Origin of the sequence: Pseudomonas quasicaspiana (assembly GCF_021147825.1) — a bacterium.
GTDB lineage: Bacteria > Pseudomonadota > Gammaproteobacteria > Pseudomonadales > Pseudomonadaceae > Aquipseudomonas > Aquipseudomonas quasicaspiana.
Genome location: NZ_JAGTPI010000027.1, coordinates 22,266 through 39,604, shown reverse-complemented (window position 1 = coordinate 39,604; position 17,339 = coordinate 22,266). Strand labels below are relative to the sequence as shown.

Here is a 17,339-nt window from a genome sequence, read left to right as displayed (position 1 = left end):
TTCATCCAGTCCGCTGTCGACATCTCGACTGGATCAGGCAAACCCGGTTAGCGCACAAAAAACCTCAAGCGTGCCTGTACCGGGTCGATAACCTGTCCAGAGAAGGCTATTTGCTGCTTACTGCGGCAAAACTTTTATTGCCAGAAGGTTTTATATGTCCACCAAGAACGTCCGAGCAGATTCACTTTCGCTGCTGCTGTTCACATTACGCAGCGGCAAGTTGATGGCGATCAACCTGCTGAAAGTCAGCGAAATAATCCCGTGCCCTGCCCTGACACGACTTCCCGAATCGCACCCGCACGTCAAAGGCGTTGCCACGCTGCGAGGAGCCTCGCTGTCGGTGATCGACTTGAGCCGGGCCATTGGTGAAAGACCTTTGGTCGACCCGGATGGCGGCTGCCTGATCGTTACTGACGTTAGTCGTTCGAAACAGGGGCTGCATGTTCAGGCCGTCAGCAAGATCGTGCATTGCCTGACGACTGATATCCGCCCACCGCCCTTTGGTGCCAACGGCAGATCGTTCATCACCGGCGTCACTCAGGTCGATGGCACGCTGGTGCAGGTACTGGATATCGAAAAAGTCATCCACGGTATTGCCCCGGCGCAGATCGTTGCACAGCCGGATGCGCTGACCATGGAAGAAGCTGAACTGCTGGCTGCCACCCGCATTCTGGTGGTCGATGACAGCCAGGTGGCGCTGCAGCAATCGCTGCTCACACTGCGCAATCTGGGTATCGATTGCCACACGGCCCGCAGCGCCAAGGAGGCCATTGACGTTTTGCTCGAACTCCAGGGTTCTCCTGCGCAGATCAACGTGCTGGTTTCCGACATCGAAATGTCCGAGATGGATGGCTACGCTTTGACCCGCACACTGCGTGAAACGCCTGACTATCAAGACTTGTATATTCTGCTGCACACGTCGCTCGACAGCGCCATGAACAGTGAGAAAGCCAGGCTTGCAGGGGCCAATGCGGTGTTGACCAAGTTTTCGTCACCTGAGTTGACCCGCTGCCTGATCGTCGCTGCACGCGCGGTCAAGGCTCAAGGCGCATGAGTGTGATGGACCGCCTCGGCGGTTCAGACCGGCATTGGTGGCTGATGCGCCGTGATCTGGGAAATCTGGCCCCGGCACAAGCATGGCCCGGTCATATCCAGATCACGCCGTTCACCTTCGAAGACGCCCCTGAAGCTCACGCTCTGTTGTTGCAGGGGCATGCCGACGATATACGGATGCCCGAGTATCAAGACTGGGTAAACGACTGGCGAACCGATCCCGAATACGATCCGACGCTGTGCTTTGCCCTCCGGGATGAGCAAGGAATGGTCGGGCTGATTCAGGGCTGGACCAGCGCCTTCATCAAGGATCTGGTCATACACCCCCGTGCCAGAAATCAAGGCCTGGCGCTTCAGTTGCTCAACCATGTATTCAACATTTTTCGGCAGCGAGGCGAAGCCTGGGTGGACCTCAAGGTCATGGAGAATAATCTGGCCGCGCGCTGCCTGTATGAGAAGGCAGGCATGCGCTACGTCCAGCGCCAGGAAACCGATTAGGTCTGATCTGGCATACTCCATCATCAATCGATGTTCATGGAGAACGACAATGAAAGCGTCCACCTTCCTGCTGATCGCCTCGGCGACACTCGCCAGCCAGGCCAATGCTTCCAGCACAGACGCCTGGAAGGCACTGGACAAGGCGGTTATCGACAGCTGCATGAAAGCCAGCCAGCTCAAAGAAGTGCGTGCTGTCGGCAAGGCGGGGTTTGACGACCATGTCGGGTACGAAGCGCTCATGCTCAGAGGCCGTTACCCACAGCCGCATATGAAAAATCAGCCCGGCGCCGAGCTGTGCCTTTACAACCGAACGAGCAAGAAAGCCACGGTCAGTGAGTGGACCGAGCTTCCCGCCACTGTGAAAAAGTAAGCATCGCGCTCGCTGGCTCACAACTTGCTTCGAACACCGTCTCAGTCGTGCCGACAGCTCTGGTTTCTGTCGCGTTCGACGTCTGTCATGACGGACCTTTATTGCAATGAATACGCGATACTCTTGCACCGGTTGCGGCCGCTGCTGCAGCGACCATCATGTGCCACTCACTCTCGGGGAATCCCTGCAATGGGCGGCTGACGGCGGTTCGCTGATCATCCTGATCGAGGCATTTCTGGCTGATGGCTACGGCTTGCCAGAGGGTCAGTTGACTCACGCGACACGCCGCTCGACGCTGGTCCAGAGTGGCGTGACCCAGGCCCAGGTCGCGATCACTTTCGCGGCCTATAACAAAGGACCTTGCCGGAATCTTGACGCAGACAATCGCTGCGGCATTTATGAGCGGCGCCCACTGGTATGCCGTATCTATCCGATGGAAATCAACCCGCACATTCCACTACGCCCTGAGGCCAAGGACTGTCCGCCCGAGGCATGGGAACAAGGACCGGATTTGATCGTCGGCGGCCAGTTGGTCGATACCGAACTCAGCCGCCTGATTGAGCAGTCTCGCCAGGCTGACCGGGAAGACATCGGTGCCAAAGAGGCGATCTGCCAACGACTGGGGATTCGCGCCACGGCCTTGAAAGGCAATGGTTTCGTTGCGTACTTACCGGATATGGATGCCTTTGCCACTGCTGTCATGGACCTGGTGGACAACACCGATGCGGCCCCGACAAGCAATGGCTGGACCTTTCATGTGGCAGGCGACGCCGTGATCGAGACACTGAATGTGGCTGGGGCCGAACTGGCGACGGGCGAGCCTGCGGGTTACATGTTCATACCGCTGCAGGCGGGTTGATTGTCCTGACAGGTGAAGCATCTGTGGGAGCGAATTCATTCGCGAATAAGGTTTTCCAATTTCTGGCTATGCAGTGGAATCACCGACCTCTTCGCGAATAAATTCGCTCCCACGATTAATCTCATTCCAGGGCGAATGATTTGATCCTGTTTAACGCTTGCCCATCGACTTGCGAGTCCCGTGGGGAGCGGCGCCCGGGATTTTGTTATGCCCGTGCTTGTTCGACTTCTGATACCAAGGCTCGTCTTTTTTCGATTGCGCGAAGTCAGCGGGCTTGAAAGGGAAGCTGAACGCAGGGATCGGTGCTTTCTTATCCGCAGCCGAATCCTCGGCGACGACGGTTTCAGGAGCCGGTGTTGAGTCAGTAGATGTCATGAAAAGCTCCAGAAATTGGCAATCAGTCGTCGAAAGGTCGCGCAGCATACCTGAATCATTTGCCCGCCGCCTGCACCGGGCCAAGCCTCTCATCGGCTGAGGCTACTTGTAGAACAGATCGACCATTACTTCTGCCTCGAATGGCCCGGCTTGAGGGTTGTTTTTCTGCCAGACCAGCTCGGCATTGAAGTCGACAGTCGCTGCCTGGTTATCGTTGAGCAGATCGGCAAGATGAAAAGGTTCGTTGTAGCTCACCACCGAATCATCACGGGCTTTCAAAATGCGGATACCGACACTGTCGTTTGCGGCAGGGATCAGGTAGTCCCCAGACAATCTGCCACTGACCGGCTTGAAGCGCGCGCCCAGGCTGAATGGCGAATCACAGGTGCGTCGGGTGACGAGCGAAAACGGACGGCGCTCAATGACCTTGCCTACCGCAACCTGCTGAATGCCGATGTGGCCGAAATCCAGGGTTTCAGGCACCACCTGCAACTGTGCATCACACGCCACAAAGCGCAGCCCGTTCAGGTTATTGATGCGGTAACTGAGGCTGTGATCCGGCAGAGGATTAAGCCCCTTGCCACTGTCGAGCTGGAATAACCGGTAATCATGCAGATCACTGGCGATACCGGAATGAGGGGTGGGCCCGAACTTCTGAATGAACACGGAAAACGCGAGATTGAATCGGGTCTTGGGGCAGGCACCGATGTTCTCCGCGCCTTCGTGACAAACAGGCAGGTACTGGCCGGTACTGATTCGCCCGCTGCTCTGCGAATGATCGACTCCCGCCAACGTGAGACCGGCGCGAATGCCCTGGCCTATCTTCAGGTTGTCCGGGTTGAGGTAGAGGAAAATTTCCTCCTGCGCTGATAGCTCGCTGTCCTTGATGCACTCGACCTGAAGGTCCATCCGTTCAGAACGCCAGACAATATCTCCGTCGGGCGCGCTGGCCGGGATAGCCACGCTGCTGTCCAGATCGCCACGAACCACCGTCTCCCCCGCGCCCTGGGTTTTGCAGATCATTGCGAAGCTGGTAGCGGGGGTAAATAACAGAGTAAGCAGAAACAATACTCTGCAGGAGCCGCCCAGTCGCCAAGGCGCCCCGCTGTTGCGGGGCAAACTCGGTTTCATGTGGGAGCGGTGCTTGCCCGCGATAAAGGCGACGCGGTCTGAAGGATAAAACGCGGTGCCCTCATCGCGGGCAAGCACCGCTCCCACTTCAAAATCGCATCTATTCAGTGATTTATATTTTGCTTTATAGGAGCGCACTTCAACAGGAATGGCGCTTGAGCTCAGAAAATTCCGTACAGCCTGGAAACAGGTATTCATCATTCAGCAGTCCTTTTGCCGGTGTTCAGTGTTGTCAAAGCCATCGCTCTTGCCCGCCGCGCAATAAGCGTCCGCGCCGCCATAATCGTTCAGCGCCTTGAACGACAGACTCCGTATTGCGCCTGCAGCAGGAACAGCCATTTCATGGCTGGCACCTGGCGCCAGCAGCAGGTAGTTCCTGGCAACCACACCGCCCAACCGCACATCCTGTAACGCGGCATGGTAAGAAGTCGGATTACTCACGCGTAACGAGGTAGAGGCCAGCGTCCAGCGCAGACGGTAGGCGGTTGCGGCAGGGTCTTCGGTAAGCCCGGCAGGACGATAGAACAGGTTGATGCGCTGGCGAATCGCAATGTTCAACGCGTTAGTGACGTCGGTGCGCCGTGGTATTTCCAGCACATAAACATGCAGCAAGGATTCCTCGTTGAGCGACATGCCCTGGCCCTGATACAAGACCCTGAGCGTCTGTTTGCCGCGGGCGTCGAGGCGCGCCAACTGCGGACTAAGCACGAAGGGCAGCTCGGCAGCGGCCTCTTCAAGATCACCGTCGGTATTGGCCGGGTCACTCAACCAGGCCTGAATCAACACTTCACGGTCACTGCGATTGGCGACTTCGAGGCTCGCTTCGGGGAAACGGCCATCAAAGATCAGGCGTGTCCCGCTCAGAGACACGGCAGCCTGCAGATTAGAACTCGACAACAGGGCGGCGAGGCCCAGACAAATGAGCTTCGTCATTGGCAGATCACCCGAATGCGTTCGTAGGCACGTGAAGGATCACGGGCCGGGAGAGCGAAAGGCGCACGGCAGCTTTGCCCGGCCCACTTCACCTGCAACTCGCCATAGTCCTGCTCGCTAAGAACCAGTGCCCGACTTGTCGGGTCAACCACCGCCAGGGCCTTGCCATTGAGGTCTTCGACACTCGCGCCCAAGGGGATTTTGCTGTCGTCGGCCTGAACCAGTTCAAACTGCACCCGACGCCCGGTTGAAGCCTTGAAGCGCACCACCGGCATCGCGCCACGACGCGGCACAATCTGGCTAACCGCGTTATCCAGTTCAACATCGGCGCCGAGTTGACGGGTATCCAGGCTGACCCAGTTGCTGCGATAGGGCTGCGCGTAAGGCAGCACGGCATATCCATTGGCAGCGGTTTCGACATTACTGAAGCTGGTCAGTCTGGCGCCGCCGACCTTTGTGACCTCCACCAAAGCAAAGGTTTCTCCCAGTGACTGCCCCAGGTTTATGCCGCCGCCATGAACCAGCACAGACCCGGAAGCCCCAAGGCTGAAGGCATCGTAATCACGGCCCTGGCTGTAGCCTGCCTCGAAGCGCCCATAGGGCTGCGTGGTGTTGAGCTTTCCGGAGCCAAAACTTCCAGAGCTGCTGTCGTGCCCGGCCTGCACCGAATAGAACGCGTGACGCTGATCGAGAACCTGACCACTGAGGCCTGCCTGAGCGTTGTATTCGCCCGCACTGTCGCGTAAGCCATTGAAGGACAAGCGCGAAGAACTGGAGTTTTCACCCAACGGGAAGGTCAGGCTGACCGCGACCCGGTTGTCATTTTCAGCCTGCCCGTCGCGACCGGACTGACGATTGTTTTCCACAGACAGGCTGTAACTGAGCGACCGCCAGGCAGCGTTATACGCCAGGTAGAACTGTCGAGTCTTGCTGCCAAGATCCCAGTAACGCTGTTCGGACGCGGTCAGACTGAGACTACCGTACTGCGCAGGCAAGGTCTGCGTAACGGTCAGCTCCATGCGGTCTTTGGGACGGCCAGTCATTGCCCGACGGAACCGCGCTCGTGAGGATTCGACATGTTCGTTGAGGGACAGATAGCGCTCGGTGGAATAGCGATAACCCGCCACTGCGAAGGTAGTGTCAGTGGCATTCAAGATGTTGGCGTATCGCAGGCGCACACTCTGCCCCGCTTGACGCTGATCATCGATTTCGCTGACGGAGTGGGTCAGATCGGCTGACAGTGCGCCGTACCCGGTATTGAGACCCGCACCGACATTGGTTGCCTGGTAATCCTCAGCCCACTGCAAACCGCCAAAGCTCGTGATCCGTTCAGACACGCCGTAAATCAGGGCAAGGCTGGCAAAGGTCGGAGTCGCAGCGTCATTGCTGCCGCTGTCGACCTGCCCTGTCGCAAGGCTGTAACGAAATGCGCCTTCGGGCACCATGATCGGCAGCGAAGCATAGGCCTGGGTGAAGGAACGCCGACGACCGTCGGCTTCAATGATGGTGACCTGCAGATCACCATTGGAACCGCTCGGGTAAATGTCACTGATCTCGAACGGCCCCGGTGAAACGTTGCCGCTGTAGAGCAGGAAGCCGTTTTGACGAACTTCAACCGATGCGTTGGTTTCGGCAGTGCCGCGAATCACCGGCGAGTAGTTGCGTTCACTGTCGGGAAGCATGGCATCGTCAGAACTTACCCCCACACCCAGAAAACGCACACTGTCGAAAATTTGTGAGTCGGTGAATGTCTCGCCAAGGGTCAGTTGACTGCGCAGCGTGCTCAGATCCCGTTGCAGATAAGTCCGGTTGCTACTGAAGCGATAAGACTGATTGTCGGCGTAGACCAGAGAGGACTCGTTCCTCAGCCGCCATGCGCCCAGATTGAGGCCATTGCGCAGCCCCAGATAATACTGGTCGGTCTTCTCCCGCCGATTACTACGTCTGACAGCATTGAACGAGTAGCTGGAGAAGCCGACGGACTCGCCACCGTCCCACAACTCCGGAGGTACATAACCTCTGGCACTGCGCTGCATGACCGCTTGCGGCACGCTGATATTGAGGCGCAGCGTATTGGGTTGGTACTCAACCCGGGCGAACTCGACATTGGCAGGCAAATCAAAGCACGCCTGTGCGCTTTGCGTTGTCGGGTCGCCTGACAAACGACTGAGATCAAGCCCAAAAGTCTGAAGCATCTCCAGCGTCAGGCAGGGTTCGATACGGTCAGATAACGGGTTGTTGGCAAAGACAATATCGCGCCGACCGCTCAATGCGCGATTGACGTAAATGTCCACCCGATAGGTGCCAGGCAACAGCGTATTGGCCTGCAGGAACTCAGTAAGCTCTGGAGGCTGGTCGCTGCCCTGGATGAATGCTGTATTAAACTTTACCGGTTTAACCGGCGCGCTTTCGATTGCCCAGCCTTGCGCTGTAAATACCTGCATGACGACCAGAACCATACCGCCGGTTACCGACTTGAGTCTGAACCCCTTTGCTAAACGCAGGATGGATCCCGGAGTTGATTCCCCAATGTTTTTGTAAAGCCATTCCATTAGCAGTTTCCACTCGATCTGGAAGTTCTGAGCCTTGCCCGAATCCCTTTCAGGCAGGCACACAACTACTGAGCCATTGCGCGTGACGCGGCTTGAATTGGGTAAGTAACGCAGTGAAGAAAAACGAAGTGACCGTTATCGAGGTTCCACCGTGACGGCCTGTGTGATCTCGCCGGATTTCAGTGTGGTGCGGTATGCAACCTGACCGCCAAAATCATTGATGCTAATGAAGTTCAACGTCGCTCCATCGCCAAAATCACTTAACGGTAGTTGCAGTTGCTGACCGGGGGCGATCATCTGGCTGTCATGGCTCAGCAACTTGTTGCCGGCACGCTGTGCGGTAATCATGACCATGGAAACGTGATACGGCCCCGGATTTTCAACGTGCAATGTATTATCTGCCGCCAGCTTCCAGCGCAGATATTCCGGCGCTTCGGCGACATCACCCACCAGCCCTTTGGGCCGGAAGAACAGCTTCATTCGCTGCCGGACGGCGATCTGCAATGTGTTTTGCGCAGCCACCTGAGGAATTTCCTGAACGTTGAGCCAGAGCACTGATTCGCGGTCCTGCGGCATGTCCTTGCCAGAATAGATAATCCGCACCAGTTGCCTGCCATCACTGGCTAAACGGGCAATCGCCGGGGTTATCACAAAAGGCAGGTTATTCGGATCTGTATGTTCGGCGCTTGGCTCCAGCCAACTTTGCACAAGGATCTCTTTATTGCCTGCGTTATGTACGCCGAAACTGACCTCCTTGTCTGAAGCGAGATAAATAATGCGTGTGGTGTTTATGACGATGCTGGCCTGCACGCTCGCGCAGAACAGCAATGACCATAAAGCCGTTGCAGCCAACTGGGCTACATGACGGTAGAAAAACAAAAACATGCTGGCGCTCGCCTTGTACTCAGTATGAAATCCCACAGTGCCTTGGTCAGACACGGTTCGCAGGGCCGAACTCAAACCGCGCGCGGCTTAAGCCGACTCTGCGAACGTCCATACCCTTCGATGTTCGATGGAGTAAGTAACCCGAAATGGAGCGAGCAATGCTCGCTCCATGCGGCGTATTACTCGTAATCCAGGGTGAACGGCAGATCGCCCATGGCTGTACCTGGTCGGGTTACCGTGCCATTCAGCATGTAGACCCCGGCCAGATTCAGCTCAGCGGTGGCACCACCGGCACCGTCCTTGACCAGCGGTTTGTCTATGGTGCCGGTTCCAGACAGATCCATCAGTTGATTCGAAGCGTTAAGCACACCAATGGCAACACCGCCTGCCGAACCGGTTACGCGAAGTAACTTGCTGTCATTGTCATCGGTACCATGACCCATTCCGGCTTTAAAGCGCATTTTCACAAGGTTGTATTGATCGGCACCCGCGGTGCAGTTGACCAGCAACTGAATGGGCGTCGCGGTCTCCAGTTTATTCTCACCAGAAGTACCAATGTCAGAGAACGAAACGTTACCCAGATCAACCGCAATATCGCCAGGCTGGGTGCCTGGGCCGGTGCCAGTGCCGGGTGAAACGCTGCAGGAAATGTTGGTCAGGGTGCCGGAAAACTTCAGCACACCATTGTTCGCAGCATTGGCGGTGTTAGCCAGGCTCAAAGCCAAAGCGCCACTAACGGCCAGGGCAAGAGTGATATTTTTCATAGTAACGACATTCCTTGTGTTATTTCGTGTATGCCCTAAATCGGACGCCACGCACTATAAGGTTCGATCTTTTGGATCGATGTCGGCTTTGTTACTTTAATCGTATGGAATAAGCCACGGAACTTGCAGGAACCTTCCGTAGGAATAACCGTAACTCTTTTGCAGCCCGCATAAACCGTGGCACTGAGATAATACCCGATAAAAAAGGTCAGGCAATACTTCACATAAAGTTGACGACATTGCTACAACGCTAAACTTTATTTGCAACCAGAGCTGTCACGCACCCGACAAGTATCAGGTTAGCGGAGGGATTCAGTTAGAGGAGCCCAGGGTCATGCAGTAAAGAGATGACCTGCAGGAGCTAACGAGCACCGCGAGACAGAACTTCTGACGATGCAGGTCCGACGTCTCGCCAACAAGTTGGCTCCTACAGGATTACCCGTTTGCTGCGCGATAGCGCGGTGCCAGGAGCCTATTGATACGTGAGGGTCAGAACTCCGGCACCCGCCGGGTTGCCCTTCGATAATGATGCTGGTAGCGCCTGGTACTGTGTCGAGAACGGGATGACGGAGCCGGTACAGGCGTTATGCGCCGTATCAACCACAATGGACATATGGGCGGAAACGTTGACCCGTTGAGTGTTGATCCCTCCAACCAGGCTCGTCGGCAGCACCGCGCAGCTGGCATTGTTGACGGCCCCGCTAAAACTCAGCTGACCGTTAGCGGCCGATGCGTTAAACGCACTCAGGCATAAAGGACCGACAATCAGAACGGCGATGACCTTGCGCGCCTCATAAACGACTTCAAACCAACGGTTCCCGCTTGAGACGCTGCACTTCATGGGCTTGCTCCAACTTGGTACGTTTTGATCAGCAAAGAAAACCAAATGGAACAAGCAGGAAAATTTCCCGAGAATTCCTTTCTATAGATATCGTCTCCAGCCCGTGTTTCTTGATAACGTTCGTGCGCGTTGCGCCTTTCTTGCTGACAATTCTGACAGGTGGCCGTCACCCTGCTGACCGGGTTGACGGGCTATAAGAGAAGCGCCATCCACAACGACCCTCCTTCCCCGACTTTCCGGCGTCTCTCGAATGCGTAAACAGACCAGAACCGTCCTTGCCGTTATTGTCATCACGGGCTTGATCGGTGTATCCAGCTGGACCCTGACCCGTCCGGCGACGGCAAAAGTCAGCACACCGACGGCGGTGCCGGTCAAAGTCGTCAAAGTGACCGAGGAGGATGTACCGCGTTTCGTCACGGGTATTGGTTCAGTGCTGTCTTTGCACAGTGTGATCATTCGCCCGCAAGTGGATGGCATCCTCACCAAAGTGCTGGTCAAGGAAGGGCAAACGGTCAAGGCCGGAGATTTGCTGGCGACGATTGACGACCGGGCCATTCGCGCCTCGCTGGAACAGGCCAAGGCTCAGCTTGCGCAAAGCAAGGCACAGCTGGACATGGCCCAGGTCGACCTGAAGCGCTACCGGCTGCTCAGTGAAGACAATGGCATCTCCAAACAGACTTTCGATCAGCAGCAAGCCACGGTCCATCAACTCAAAGCCACAGCGATGGGCAACGAGGCCGCGATCAACGCCGCTCAAGTGCAACTTTCGTACACCCAGATTCGCTCGCCGGTCACTGGCAGAGTCGGCATTCGCAACGTCGATGAAGGCAACTTCCTGCGCGTCAGCGATGCTCAGGGCCTGTTTTCGGTCACGCAGATTGATCCTGTCTCGGTGGAGTTTTCACTGCCGCAACAAATGCTGCCAACACTGCAAGGTTTGATCGCTTCAAGCTCGCCAGCAGCCGTCAAAGCCTTCCTTGGTGACGGCGATAACGGGACGCTACTGGGAGACGGCAAGCTGACCCTGATCGACAACCAGGTCTCGGCCACCACCGGGACCATTCGCGCCAAAGCCGAATTCAATAATCCAAAACAGCTGTTGTGGCCAGGTCAACTGGTCACGGTTAAAATCCAGACAGCCATAGACCGCGATGCCTTGCGAGTGCCGCCGCAGGTCGTGCAACGCGGCATCGATCAACACTTCGCGTTCCGGGTCAACGGCGACAAGGTCGAAGTGGTTCCGGTGCAGGTGCTGTATCAGGACAGCAGCCTGATGCTCATCTCCGGTCCCAAGGCGGGCGACGTGCTAGTCAGCGACGGTCAGTCACGACTCAAGGCAGGATCGAAAATCGAAGTGCTGCGTAACACGACAGAGACTAGCCAGACGGCAGAACTGGACGGCACACGATGAAGGGCCGTGGATGGGTTTCAGCCTGGTGCGTGGACCATCCGGTCGCCACTTTATTATTGACGTTTGCTATGGTCCTGCTGGGGGCGATTGCGTTCCCGCGCCTGCCCGTCGCGCCGCTGCCTGAGGCCGAGTTCCCGACCATTCAGGTCACCGCGCAGTTACCCGGTGCCAGCCCGGAAACCATGGCTTCGTCAGTCGCGACGCCGTTGGAAGTGCAATTCAGCGCCATTCCCGGCATGACACAAATGACCTCCAGCAGCGCTTTGGGCTCCACCAACCTGACCCTGCAATTTACCCTCAACAAAAGCATCGACACCGCCGCGCAGGAAGTCCAGGCCGCGATCAATACCGCAGCAGGCCGCCTTCCCGCCGACATGCCCAACCTGCCGACCTGGCGCAAGGTCAATCCGGCGGACAGCCCGGTGCTGATTCTCAGCGTCAGCTCCAATCTGATGCCGCCTACCGAACTGAGCGACGTAACCGAGTCATTGCTGGCGCGGCAACTGAGCCAGATCGACGGTGTGGGGCAGGTGTTCATTACCGGTCAGCAACGCCCGGCAATTCGCGTACAGGCTGCACCGGAGAAGCTTGCCGCACTGGGCCTGACGCTTGCTGATATCCGCGTCGCGGTGCAACAGACCAGTCTTAACCTCGCCAAAGGTGCGCTGTACGGAAAAGACAGCGTGTCCACCATCGCCTCCAACGATCAACTGTTTCGGCCTCAGGATTACGCGCAACTGATCGTCTCCTACAAGGACGGCGCCCCTGTTCACCTGAAAGACGTGGCGCGGGTCATCAACGGTTCGGAAAACGCTTACGTGCAGGCCTGGTCGGGCGATCAGCAAGGCGTCAACGTCACGATTTTCCGCCAGCCCGGTGCCAACATCGTGGAAACCGTGGACCGCATTCAGCGCGAGATGCCACGTCTGCTGGAAATGCTTCCGGCCTCGGTCGACGTCTCGGTGCTCAATGACCGGACACGAACCATTCGTGCCTCGCTGCACGAAGTGGAAATGACCCTGGTGATCGCCATTCTGTTGGTGGTCGCGGTCATGGCGCTGTTCCTGCGCCAGCTGTCGGCCACGCTGATTGTCAGCGCTGTGCTGGGTGTCTCGCTGGTCGCCAGCTTCGCGATGATGTACGTGTTTGGCTTCAGCCTGAACAACCTGACGCTGGTGGCGATTGTGGTGGCGGTCGGATTCGTGGTGGACGACGCCATTGTCGTGGTGGAGAACATTCACCGACACCTTGAGGCCGGTGACGGCATGCGCGAAGCGGCGATCAAGGGCTCCGGGGAAATTGGCTTCACGGTGGTGTCTATCAGCTTCTCTCTGGTGGCAGCGTTTATTCCATTGCTGTTCATGGGCGGCGTGGTCGGGCGGCTGTTCAAAGAGTTTGCACTCACCGCCACCGCGACCATTCTGATTTCGGTTGTCGTTTCGCTGACCCTCGCGCCGACACTGGCGGCGCTGTTCATGCGCGCGCCGAAACATGATCCGCATGCAAAGCCAGGTTTCAGCGAACGCCTGTTGGCACTTTATGAGCGGGGCCTGAACAAGGCCCTGGCCCATCAACGGATCATGCTCGGGGTTTTCGGGCTGACATTTGTGCTTGCAGGCGTTGGCTACGTACTGATCCCCAAGGGGTTCTTTCCGGTACAGGACACCGCATTCGCCCTTGGCACCAGCGAGGCCGCGGCCGATATTTCCTATCCCGACATGGTGGAAAAACACCTGCAACTGGCGAAAATCATCGGTGCTGATCCGGCAGTGCAGGCGTTCTCCCATTCGGTTGGGGTTAGCGGCAGCAACCAGACCATCGCGAACGGGCGGTTCTGGATCTCCCTTAAACCCCGGGGTGAACGCGACGTTTCGGTGAGTGAGTTCATTGACCGGATACGTCCGAAGCTGGCGAAGATTCCCGGCATCGTTCTGTACCTGCGCGCCGGGCAAGACATCAACCTGAGCCCCGGTCCGAGCCGCAGCCAGTATCAATATGTGCTCAAAAGCAATGACGGTCCGCTGCTCAATACCTGGACCCAGCGCCTGACGGAAAAACTGCGCACCAACCCCGCATTCCGTGATTTGTCCAACGATCTGCAACTGGGCGGCAGCGTTACCCATATCAATATCGACCGCAGCGCTGCCGCTCGCTTCGGATTGACCACCAACGATGTCGATCAGGCCCTGTACGACGCTTTCGGCCAGCGACAGATCAGCGAGTACCAGACTGAAATCAATCAGTACAAAGTGATTCTGGAACTGGACGCCAAACAACGCGGCAAGGCCGAAAGCCTGGGGTATTTCTATCTGCGCTCGCCCCTGACCAACGAGATGGTGCCGCTGTCGGCGCTGGCCAAGGTCGGCGCGCCAACCATGGGGCCTTTGTCCATCGCCCATGACGGCATGTTCCCTGCCGCCAACCTGTCATTCAACCTGTCGCCCGGTGTGGCACTTGGCGATGCGGTGCGGATGGTCGATCAGGCCAAAAACGAGATCGGCATGCCAGCTTCCATCATCGGTAACTTCCAGGGGGCGGCGCAGGCGTTTCAGAGTTCACTGGCCAACCAGCCTTGGCTGATTCTGGCGGCGCTGGTGGCGGTGTACATCATTCTGGGTGTGCTTTATGAAAGCTTCGTCCACCCGTTAACGATCATTTCTACCCTGCCCTCGGCAGGTATCGGCGCACTGTTACTGCTGTGGTTGATGGGGCAAGACTTTTCGATCATGGCCTTGATCGGCGTGGTTCTGCTCATCGGTATCGTCAAGAAGAACGGTATTTTGCTGGTGGACTTCGCCCTCGAGGCGCAGCGTGACCGAGGCATGAGCCCACTGGATGCAATTCATGAAGCCTGCCTGACGCGTTTCCGTCCAATCATCATGACCACCCTGGCTGCCTTGCTGGGTGCCCTGCCCTTGATGCTCGGTTATGGTGTGGGTGCCGAACTGCGACAGCCGCTGGGGATTGCCGTCGTAGGTGGTTTGCTGGTCAGCCAGATGCTGACACTGTTTACGACACCGGTGATCTACTTGCAGCTGGAGCGGGTGTTTCATAAGCCAAAGGGATCCCAACCTGTGGGAGCGGCCGGGGTGGCGCTCCACCTTGCTCGCGATAAACGATAACGCGGTGGGTCTTCCAGCCGCGTCTCATGTATCGCGGGCAAGCACCGCTCCCACACAGACTGTGTGAAAACTACTGCGCTCGGCAATACTGCGTTAAAAACAGGCGAAAAATGCTCATTTAGAACACCTAGACTCCGCTTTTTCGCCTGTTTTTGCCTTGTCTTGCCGTCGCTCGCTACGTTTTCACACAGTCTGCACAGGAATGTATTCCAGCTGAAAAACTGTGTATTTTTTTTGCACCAAGAGACCCTGCCCCATGCGTGTCCTGATCATCGAAGACGAAGAGAAGACCGCTGATTACCTGCGTCGCGGTCTGACCGAGCAAGGCTTTACCGTGGACCTCGCTCGCGACGGCATAGAAGGCCTGCATCTGGCGCTGGAGAGCGATTACGATGTGATCATTCTCGACGTGATGCTGCCCGGTCTGGATGGCTTTGGGGTACTGCGCACGTTGCGCGCCCGCAAACAGACGCCTGTGATCATGCTCACCGCCCGCGAGCAAGTGGATGACCGTATCCGCGGCCTTCGCGAAGGTGCCGATGACTATCTGGGCAAGCCGTTCTCATTTCTTGAACTGGTCGCTCGCCTGCAAGCGCTGACCCGACGCAGCAGCGGTCACGAACCCATGCAAATCAGCATCGCCGATCTGTGGATCGACCTGATCAGCCGCAAAGCAACGCGCGCCGGGCTGCGCCTGGACCTGACAGCCAAGGAGTTCTCTTTGCTCAGTGTGCTGGCGCGCCGCCAGGGTGAAATCCTCTCCAAGACGTCCATCGCCGAGATGGTCTGGGACATCAATTTCGACAGTGACGCCAACGTCGTCGAAGTGGCGATCAAACGGCTACGCGCCAAGCTGGACGGCCCCTTCGAACAGAAATTACTGCACACGATTCGCGGCATGGGCTACGTGCTTGAAAGTCGTGCCGGAGAATCGCAGTGAGGACGGACTCCATCGCCCTGCGCCTGAGCGGTCTGTTCGCGCTCGTGGCGTTGCTGGTGTTTACCCTGATTGGCTGGGCGTTGTACCTGCAGGTTGATAAAAGCATGGCATTGCTGCCGGAAGCAGAGGCGGAAGCCCGCTACAGCGTGCTGGAATCTGCGGTCAATCGCCACAGCGACGTCGAGCACTGGGGCCGGATCAAAAACAAGCTGAAGCTGCTCAGCGAAGAAGACAAGCGCCTGCGTTTCTGGGTAGTCAGTGACAATCCGGTCTATGAGTTTGGCAACCCGGATGCCGACATTCGCCGTTTTGCCAATGGCCCTCTGGGCATGCGTGAACTGCGAATTACCGGGCACGAATATCCGTTCAAGGTGTTGGTCAGCCAGTTCGACGCCAGGGAGCAACGCCCGCCTCTTCGTTTCCTGATTGCCGTCGATACCGATACATTTCTGCAAACCCAGCACTCGCTGATGATCGCTCTGATCGGATTCGCGACACTGGGCATACTGCTGGCGTCGGTGCTGGGTTATTGGGCCGCGCGCATCGGGTTGCGGCCGTTGGCCAGTCTTTCACTAGAGGCGCGCAAGCTCACACCTCCCAGACTCTCCGGACGTCTGCAGATGACGCCCCTGCCACCGGAACTGAACCAGTTTGTAACCTCATTCAACTCAACACTTGAGCGAGTCGAGCAGGCCTATGCGCGGCTTGAATCCTTCAACGCGGATGTCGCCCATGAACTGCGTTCGCCGCTGACCAACCTCATTGGTCAGACTCAGGTGGCTTTGACCCGAGGGCGTTCGGCGGAACACTACTTCGAGGTCCTGCAATCGAATCTGGAAGAGCTCGAACGACTGCGCTCGATCATCAATGACATGCTCTTCCTGGCCAGTGCCGATCAAGGCAGCAAGGTAACGGAACTGACGTGCGCGTCTCTGGCTGAGGAAGTGGCGACCACACTGGATTATCTGGACTTCATTCTTGAGGATGCCCAGGTGCGCGTCGAAGTCCACGGCGACGCTCGTGTGCCCATGGAAAAGGCACACTTGCGTCGAGCGCTGATCAACTTGCTGCACAATGCCGTGCAACACACCGAGGCTGGGCAAACGATTCGCGTGGACATTGCCGGGCAGACAGACCATGTCAGTGTGGGGGTAGCCAACCCCGGCACACAGATCGCCAGTGAGCACCTGCCCAAACTGTTCGAACGTTTTTATCGGGTAGACGCCTCGCGCGCCAACAGCGGTGCCAACCATGGCCTGGGACTGGCCATCGTCAAAGCCATTGCGCTGATGCATGGCGGCAGCGTATTTGTGCACAGCCGCGAGGGTATTAATACCTTCGGGATCAACTTGCCGTTGTGATGGTTTTCCTTGAAGCAAACCACACCTGACTAACGGGCCTGGAATTCAATCCTGAGGGGTCACACCGTGCGGCGATCCGACTTGCGCGCGATAAACAATGACGCAGTCTATTTTCCAGGTGCGTCTCATGTATTGCGGGCAAGCCCGGCGCCCACAAGGATGAGCGTCCAGGCATGTGTTTTTTTACAGATACAACACTCCAGCAAATAAAACGTGTTCACGAACATAATAAATCACTGCTGTT

General features: G+C 57.1%; 15 protein-coding genes. 8 read left to right on the top strand and 7 right to left on the bottom strand.

Annotated features, from left to right (window positions below; genetic code table 11):
• Positions 1–154: 154 nt before the first annotated feature.
• The 4 genes from KDX30_RS16575 to KDX30_RS16560 all read left to right on the top strand — a co-directional run bounded on the left by KDX30_RS16575 (position 155) and on the right by KDX30_RS16560 (position 2,780).
• Entirely contained in the window at positions 155–1,054 is a 900-nt protein-coding gene (locus KDX30_RS16575; protein WP_027901033.1) for a chemotaxis protein, read from the top strand.
• Entirely contained in the window at positions 1,051–1,551 is a 501-nt protein-coding gene (locus tag KDX30_RS16570) for a GNAT family N-acetyltransferase (protein WP_231676949.1), read from the top strand. Before KDX30_RS16575 ends, KDX30_RS16570 begins: the two co-directional genes overlap by 4 nt.
• Positions 1,552–1,600: 49 nt before the next feature.
• Complete coding sequence (locus KDX30_RS16565; RefSeq protein ID WP_099267586.1) at positions 1,601–1,921, top strand: hypothetical protein; 321 nt, start codon at positions 1,601–1,603, stop codon at positions 1,919–1,921.
• 106 nt (positions 1,922–2,027) lie between these two features.
• Positions 2,028–2,780, top strand: a complete 753-nt coding sequence (locus KDX30_RS16560; protein ID WP_231676948.1) for a YkgJ family cysteine cluster protein — start codon at positions 2,028–2,030, stop codon at positions 2,778–2,780.
• 150 nt (positions 2,781–2,930) lie between these two features.
• Here KDX30_RS16560 and KDX30_RS16555 read toward each other — a convergent pair whose 3' ends face one another.
• The 7 genes from KDX30_RS16555 to KDX30_RS16525 form a co-directional block, all read right to left on the bottom strand.
• Positions 2,931–3,155 carry a hypothetical protein gene (locus KDX30_RS16555; RefSeq protein WP_095094465.1) on the bottom strand — a complete coding sequence of 75 codons (225 nt, stop codon included), beginning with the start codon at positions 3,153–3,155 and terminating at the stop codon, positions 2,931–2,933.
• A 102-nt stretch (positions 3,156–3,257) separates the two neighbouring features.
• On the bottom strand, positions 3,258–4,178 hold the full coding sequence (locus KDX30_RS16550; RefSeq protein ID WP_231676947.1) for a fimbrial protein: 921 nt from the start codon (positions 4,176–4,178) through the stop codon (positions 3,258–3,260).
• A 309-nt stretch (positions 4,179–4,487) separates the two neighbouring features.
• Entirely contained in the window at positions 4,488–5,219 is a 732-nt protein-coding gene (locus KDX30_RS16545; protein WP_231676946.1) for a fimbrial biogenesis chaperone, read from the bottom strand.
• Positions 5,216–7,663 (bottom strand): fimbria/pilus outer membrane usher protein, encoded by a 2,448-nt coding sequence (locus KDX30_RS16540; protein WP_231676961.1) that lies wholly within the window; start codon positions 7,661–7,663, stop codon positions 5,216–5,218. The genes KDX30_RS16545 and KDX30_RS16540 overlap by 4 nt, the downstream gene beginning before the upstream one ends.
• A gap of 243 nt (positions 7,664–7,906) precedes the next feature.
• Positions 7,907–8,656, bottom strand: a complete 750-nt coding sequence (locus KDX30_RS16535; protein ID WP_231676960.1) for a fimbrial biogenesis chaperone — start codon at positions 8,654–8,656, stop codon at positions 7,907–7,909.
• Positions 8,657–8,835: 179 nt separating this feature from the next.
• On the bottom strand, positions 8,836–9,420 hold the full coding sequence (locus KDX30_RS16530; protein WP_231676945.1) for a fimbrial protein: 585 nt from the start codon (positions 9,418–9,420) through the stop codon (positions 8,836–8,838).
• A gap of 472 nt (positions 9,421–9,892) precedes the next feature.
• The gene (locus KDX30_RS16525; RefSeq protein WP_231676944.1) at positions 9,893–10,261 is read right to left on the bottom strand and encodes a hypothetical protein; all 369 of its coding nucleotides are present in this window, start codon (positions 10,259–10,261) and stop codon (positions 9,893–9,895) included.
• A gap of 250 nt (positions 10,262–10,511) precedes the next feature.
• On the opposite strand from KDX30_RS16525, the gene KDX30_RS16520 reads away from it, so the two are divergent.
• From KDX30_RS16520 to KDX30_RS16505, 4 genes are all read left to right on the top strand, one after another.
• Positions 10,512–11,672 carry an efflux RND transporter periplasmic adaptor subunit gene (locus tag KDX30_RS16520; protein ID WP_231676943.1) on the top strand — a complete coding sequence of 387 codons (1,161 nt, stop codon included), beginning with the start codon at positions 10,512–10,514 and terminating at the stop codon, positions 11,670–11,672.
• Complete coding sequence (locus KDX30_RS16515) at positions 11,669–14,794, top strand: multidrug efflux RND transporter permease subunit (protein ID WP_231676942.1); 3,126 nt, start codon at positions 11,669–11,671, stop codon at positions 14,792–14,794. The genes KDX30_RS16520 and KDX30_RS16515 overlap by 4 nt, the downstream gene beginning before the upstream one ends.
• A gap of 256 nt (positions 14,795–15,050) precedes the next feature.
• Entirely contained in the window at positions 15,051–15,734 is a 684-nt protein-coding gene (locus KDX30_RS16510; RefSeq protein ID WP_231676941.1) for a heavy metal response regulator transcription factor, read from the top strand.
• Positions 15,731–17,095, top strand: coding sequence for a heavy metal sensor histidine kinase (locus tag KDX30_RS16505; protein ID WP_231676940.1), 1,365 nt, complete (start codon positions 15,731–15,733; stop codon positions 17,093–17,095). The genes KDX30_RS16510 and KDX30_RS16505 overlap by 4 nt, the downstream gene beginning before the upstream one ends.
• Positions 17,096–17,339: the final 244 nt, after the last annotated feature.

Bases quoted from the DNA above. Each gene is read 5' to 3' on its own strand.
- KDX30_RS16575 (WP_027901033.1), top strand. From the start codon at position 155: ATGTCCACCAAGAACGTCCGAGCAGATTCACTTTCGCTGCTGCTGTTC.
- KDX30_RS16510 (WP_231676941.1), top strand. From the start codon at position 15,051: ATGCGTGTCCTGATCATCGAAGACGAAGAGAAGACCGCTGATTACCTG.
- KDX30_RS16570 (WP_231676949.1), top strand. From the start codon at position 1,051: ATGAGTGTGATGGACCGCCTCGGCGGTTCAGACCGGCATTGGTGGCTG.
- KDX30_RS16545 (WP_231676946.1), bottom strand. From the start codon at position 5,219: ATGACGAAGCTCATTTGTCTGGGCCTCGCCGCCCTGTTGTCGAGTTCT.
- KDX30_RS16550 (WP_231676947.1), bottom strand. From the start codon at position 4,178: ATGATCTGCAAAACCCAGGGCGCGGGGGAGACGGTGGTTCGTGGCGAT.
- KDX30_RS16540 (WP_231676961.1), bottom strand. From the start codon at position 7,663: ATGCAGGTATTTACAGCGCAAGGCTGGGCAATCGAAAGCGCGCCGGTT.
- KDX30_RS16515 (WP_231676942.1), top strand. From the start codon at position 11,669: ATGAAGGGCCGTGGATGGGTTTCAGCCTGGTGCGTGGACCATCCGGTC.
- KDX30_RS16530 (WP_231676945.1), bottom strand. From the start codon at position 9,420: ATGAAAAATATCACTCTTGCCCTGGCCGTTAGTGGCGCTTTGGCTTTG.
- KDX30_RS16525 (WP_231676944.1), bottom strand. From the start codon at position 10,261: ATGAAGTGCAGCGTCTCAAGCGGGAACCGTTGGTTTGAAGTCGTTTAT.
- KDX30_RS16565 (WP_099267586.1), top strand. From the start codon at position 1,601: ATGAAAGCGTCCACCTTCCTGCTGATCGCCTCGGCGACACTCGCCAGC.
- KDX30_RS16535 (WP_231676960.1), bottom strand. From the start codon at position 8,656: ATGTTTTTGTTTTTCTACCGTCATGTAGCCCAGTTGGCTGCAACGGCT.
- KDX30_RS16520 (WP_231676943.1), top strand. From the start codon at position 10,512: ATGCGTAAACAGACCAGAACCGTCCTTGCCGTTATTGTCATCACGGGC.
- KDX30_RS16555 (WP_095094465.1), bottom strand. From the start codon at position 3,155: ATGACATCTACTGACTCAACACCGGCTCCTGAAACCGTCGTCGCCGAG.
- KDX30_RS16560 (WP_231676948.1), top strand. From the start codon at position 2,028: ATGAATACGCGATACTCTTGCACCGGTTGCGGCCGCTGCTGCAGCGAC.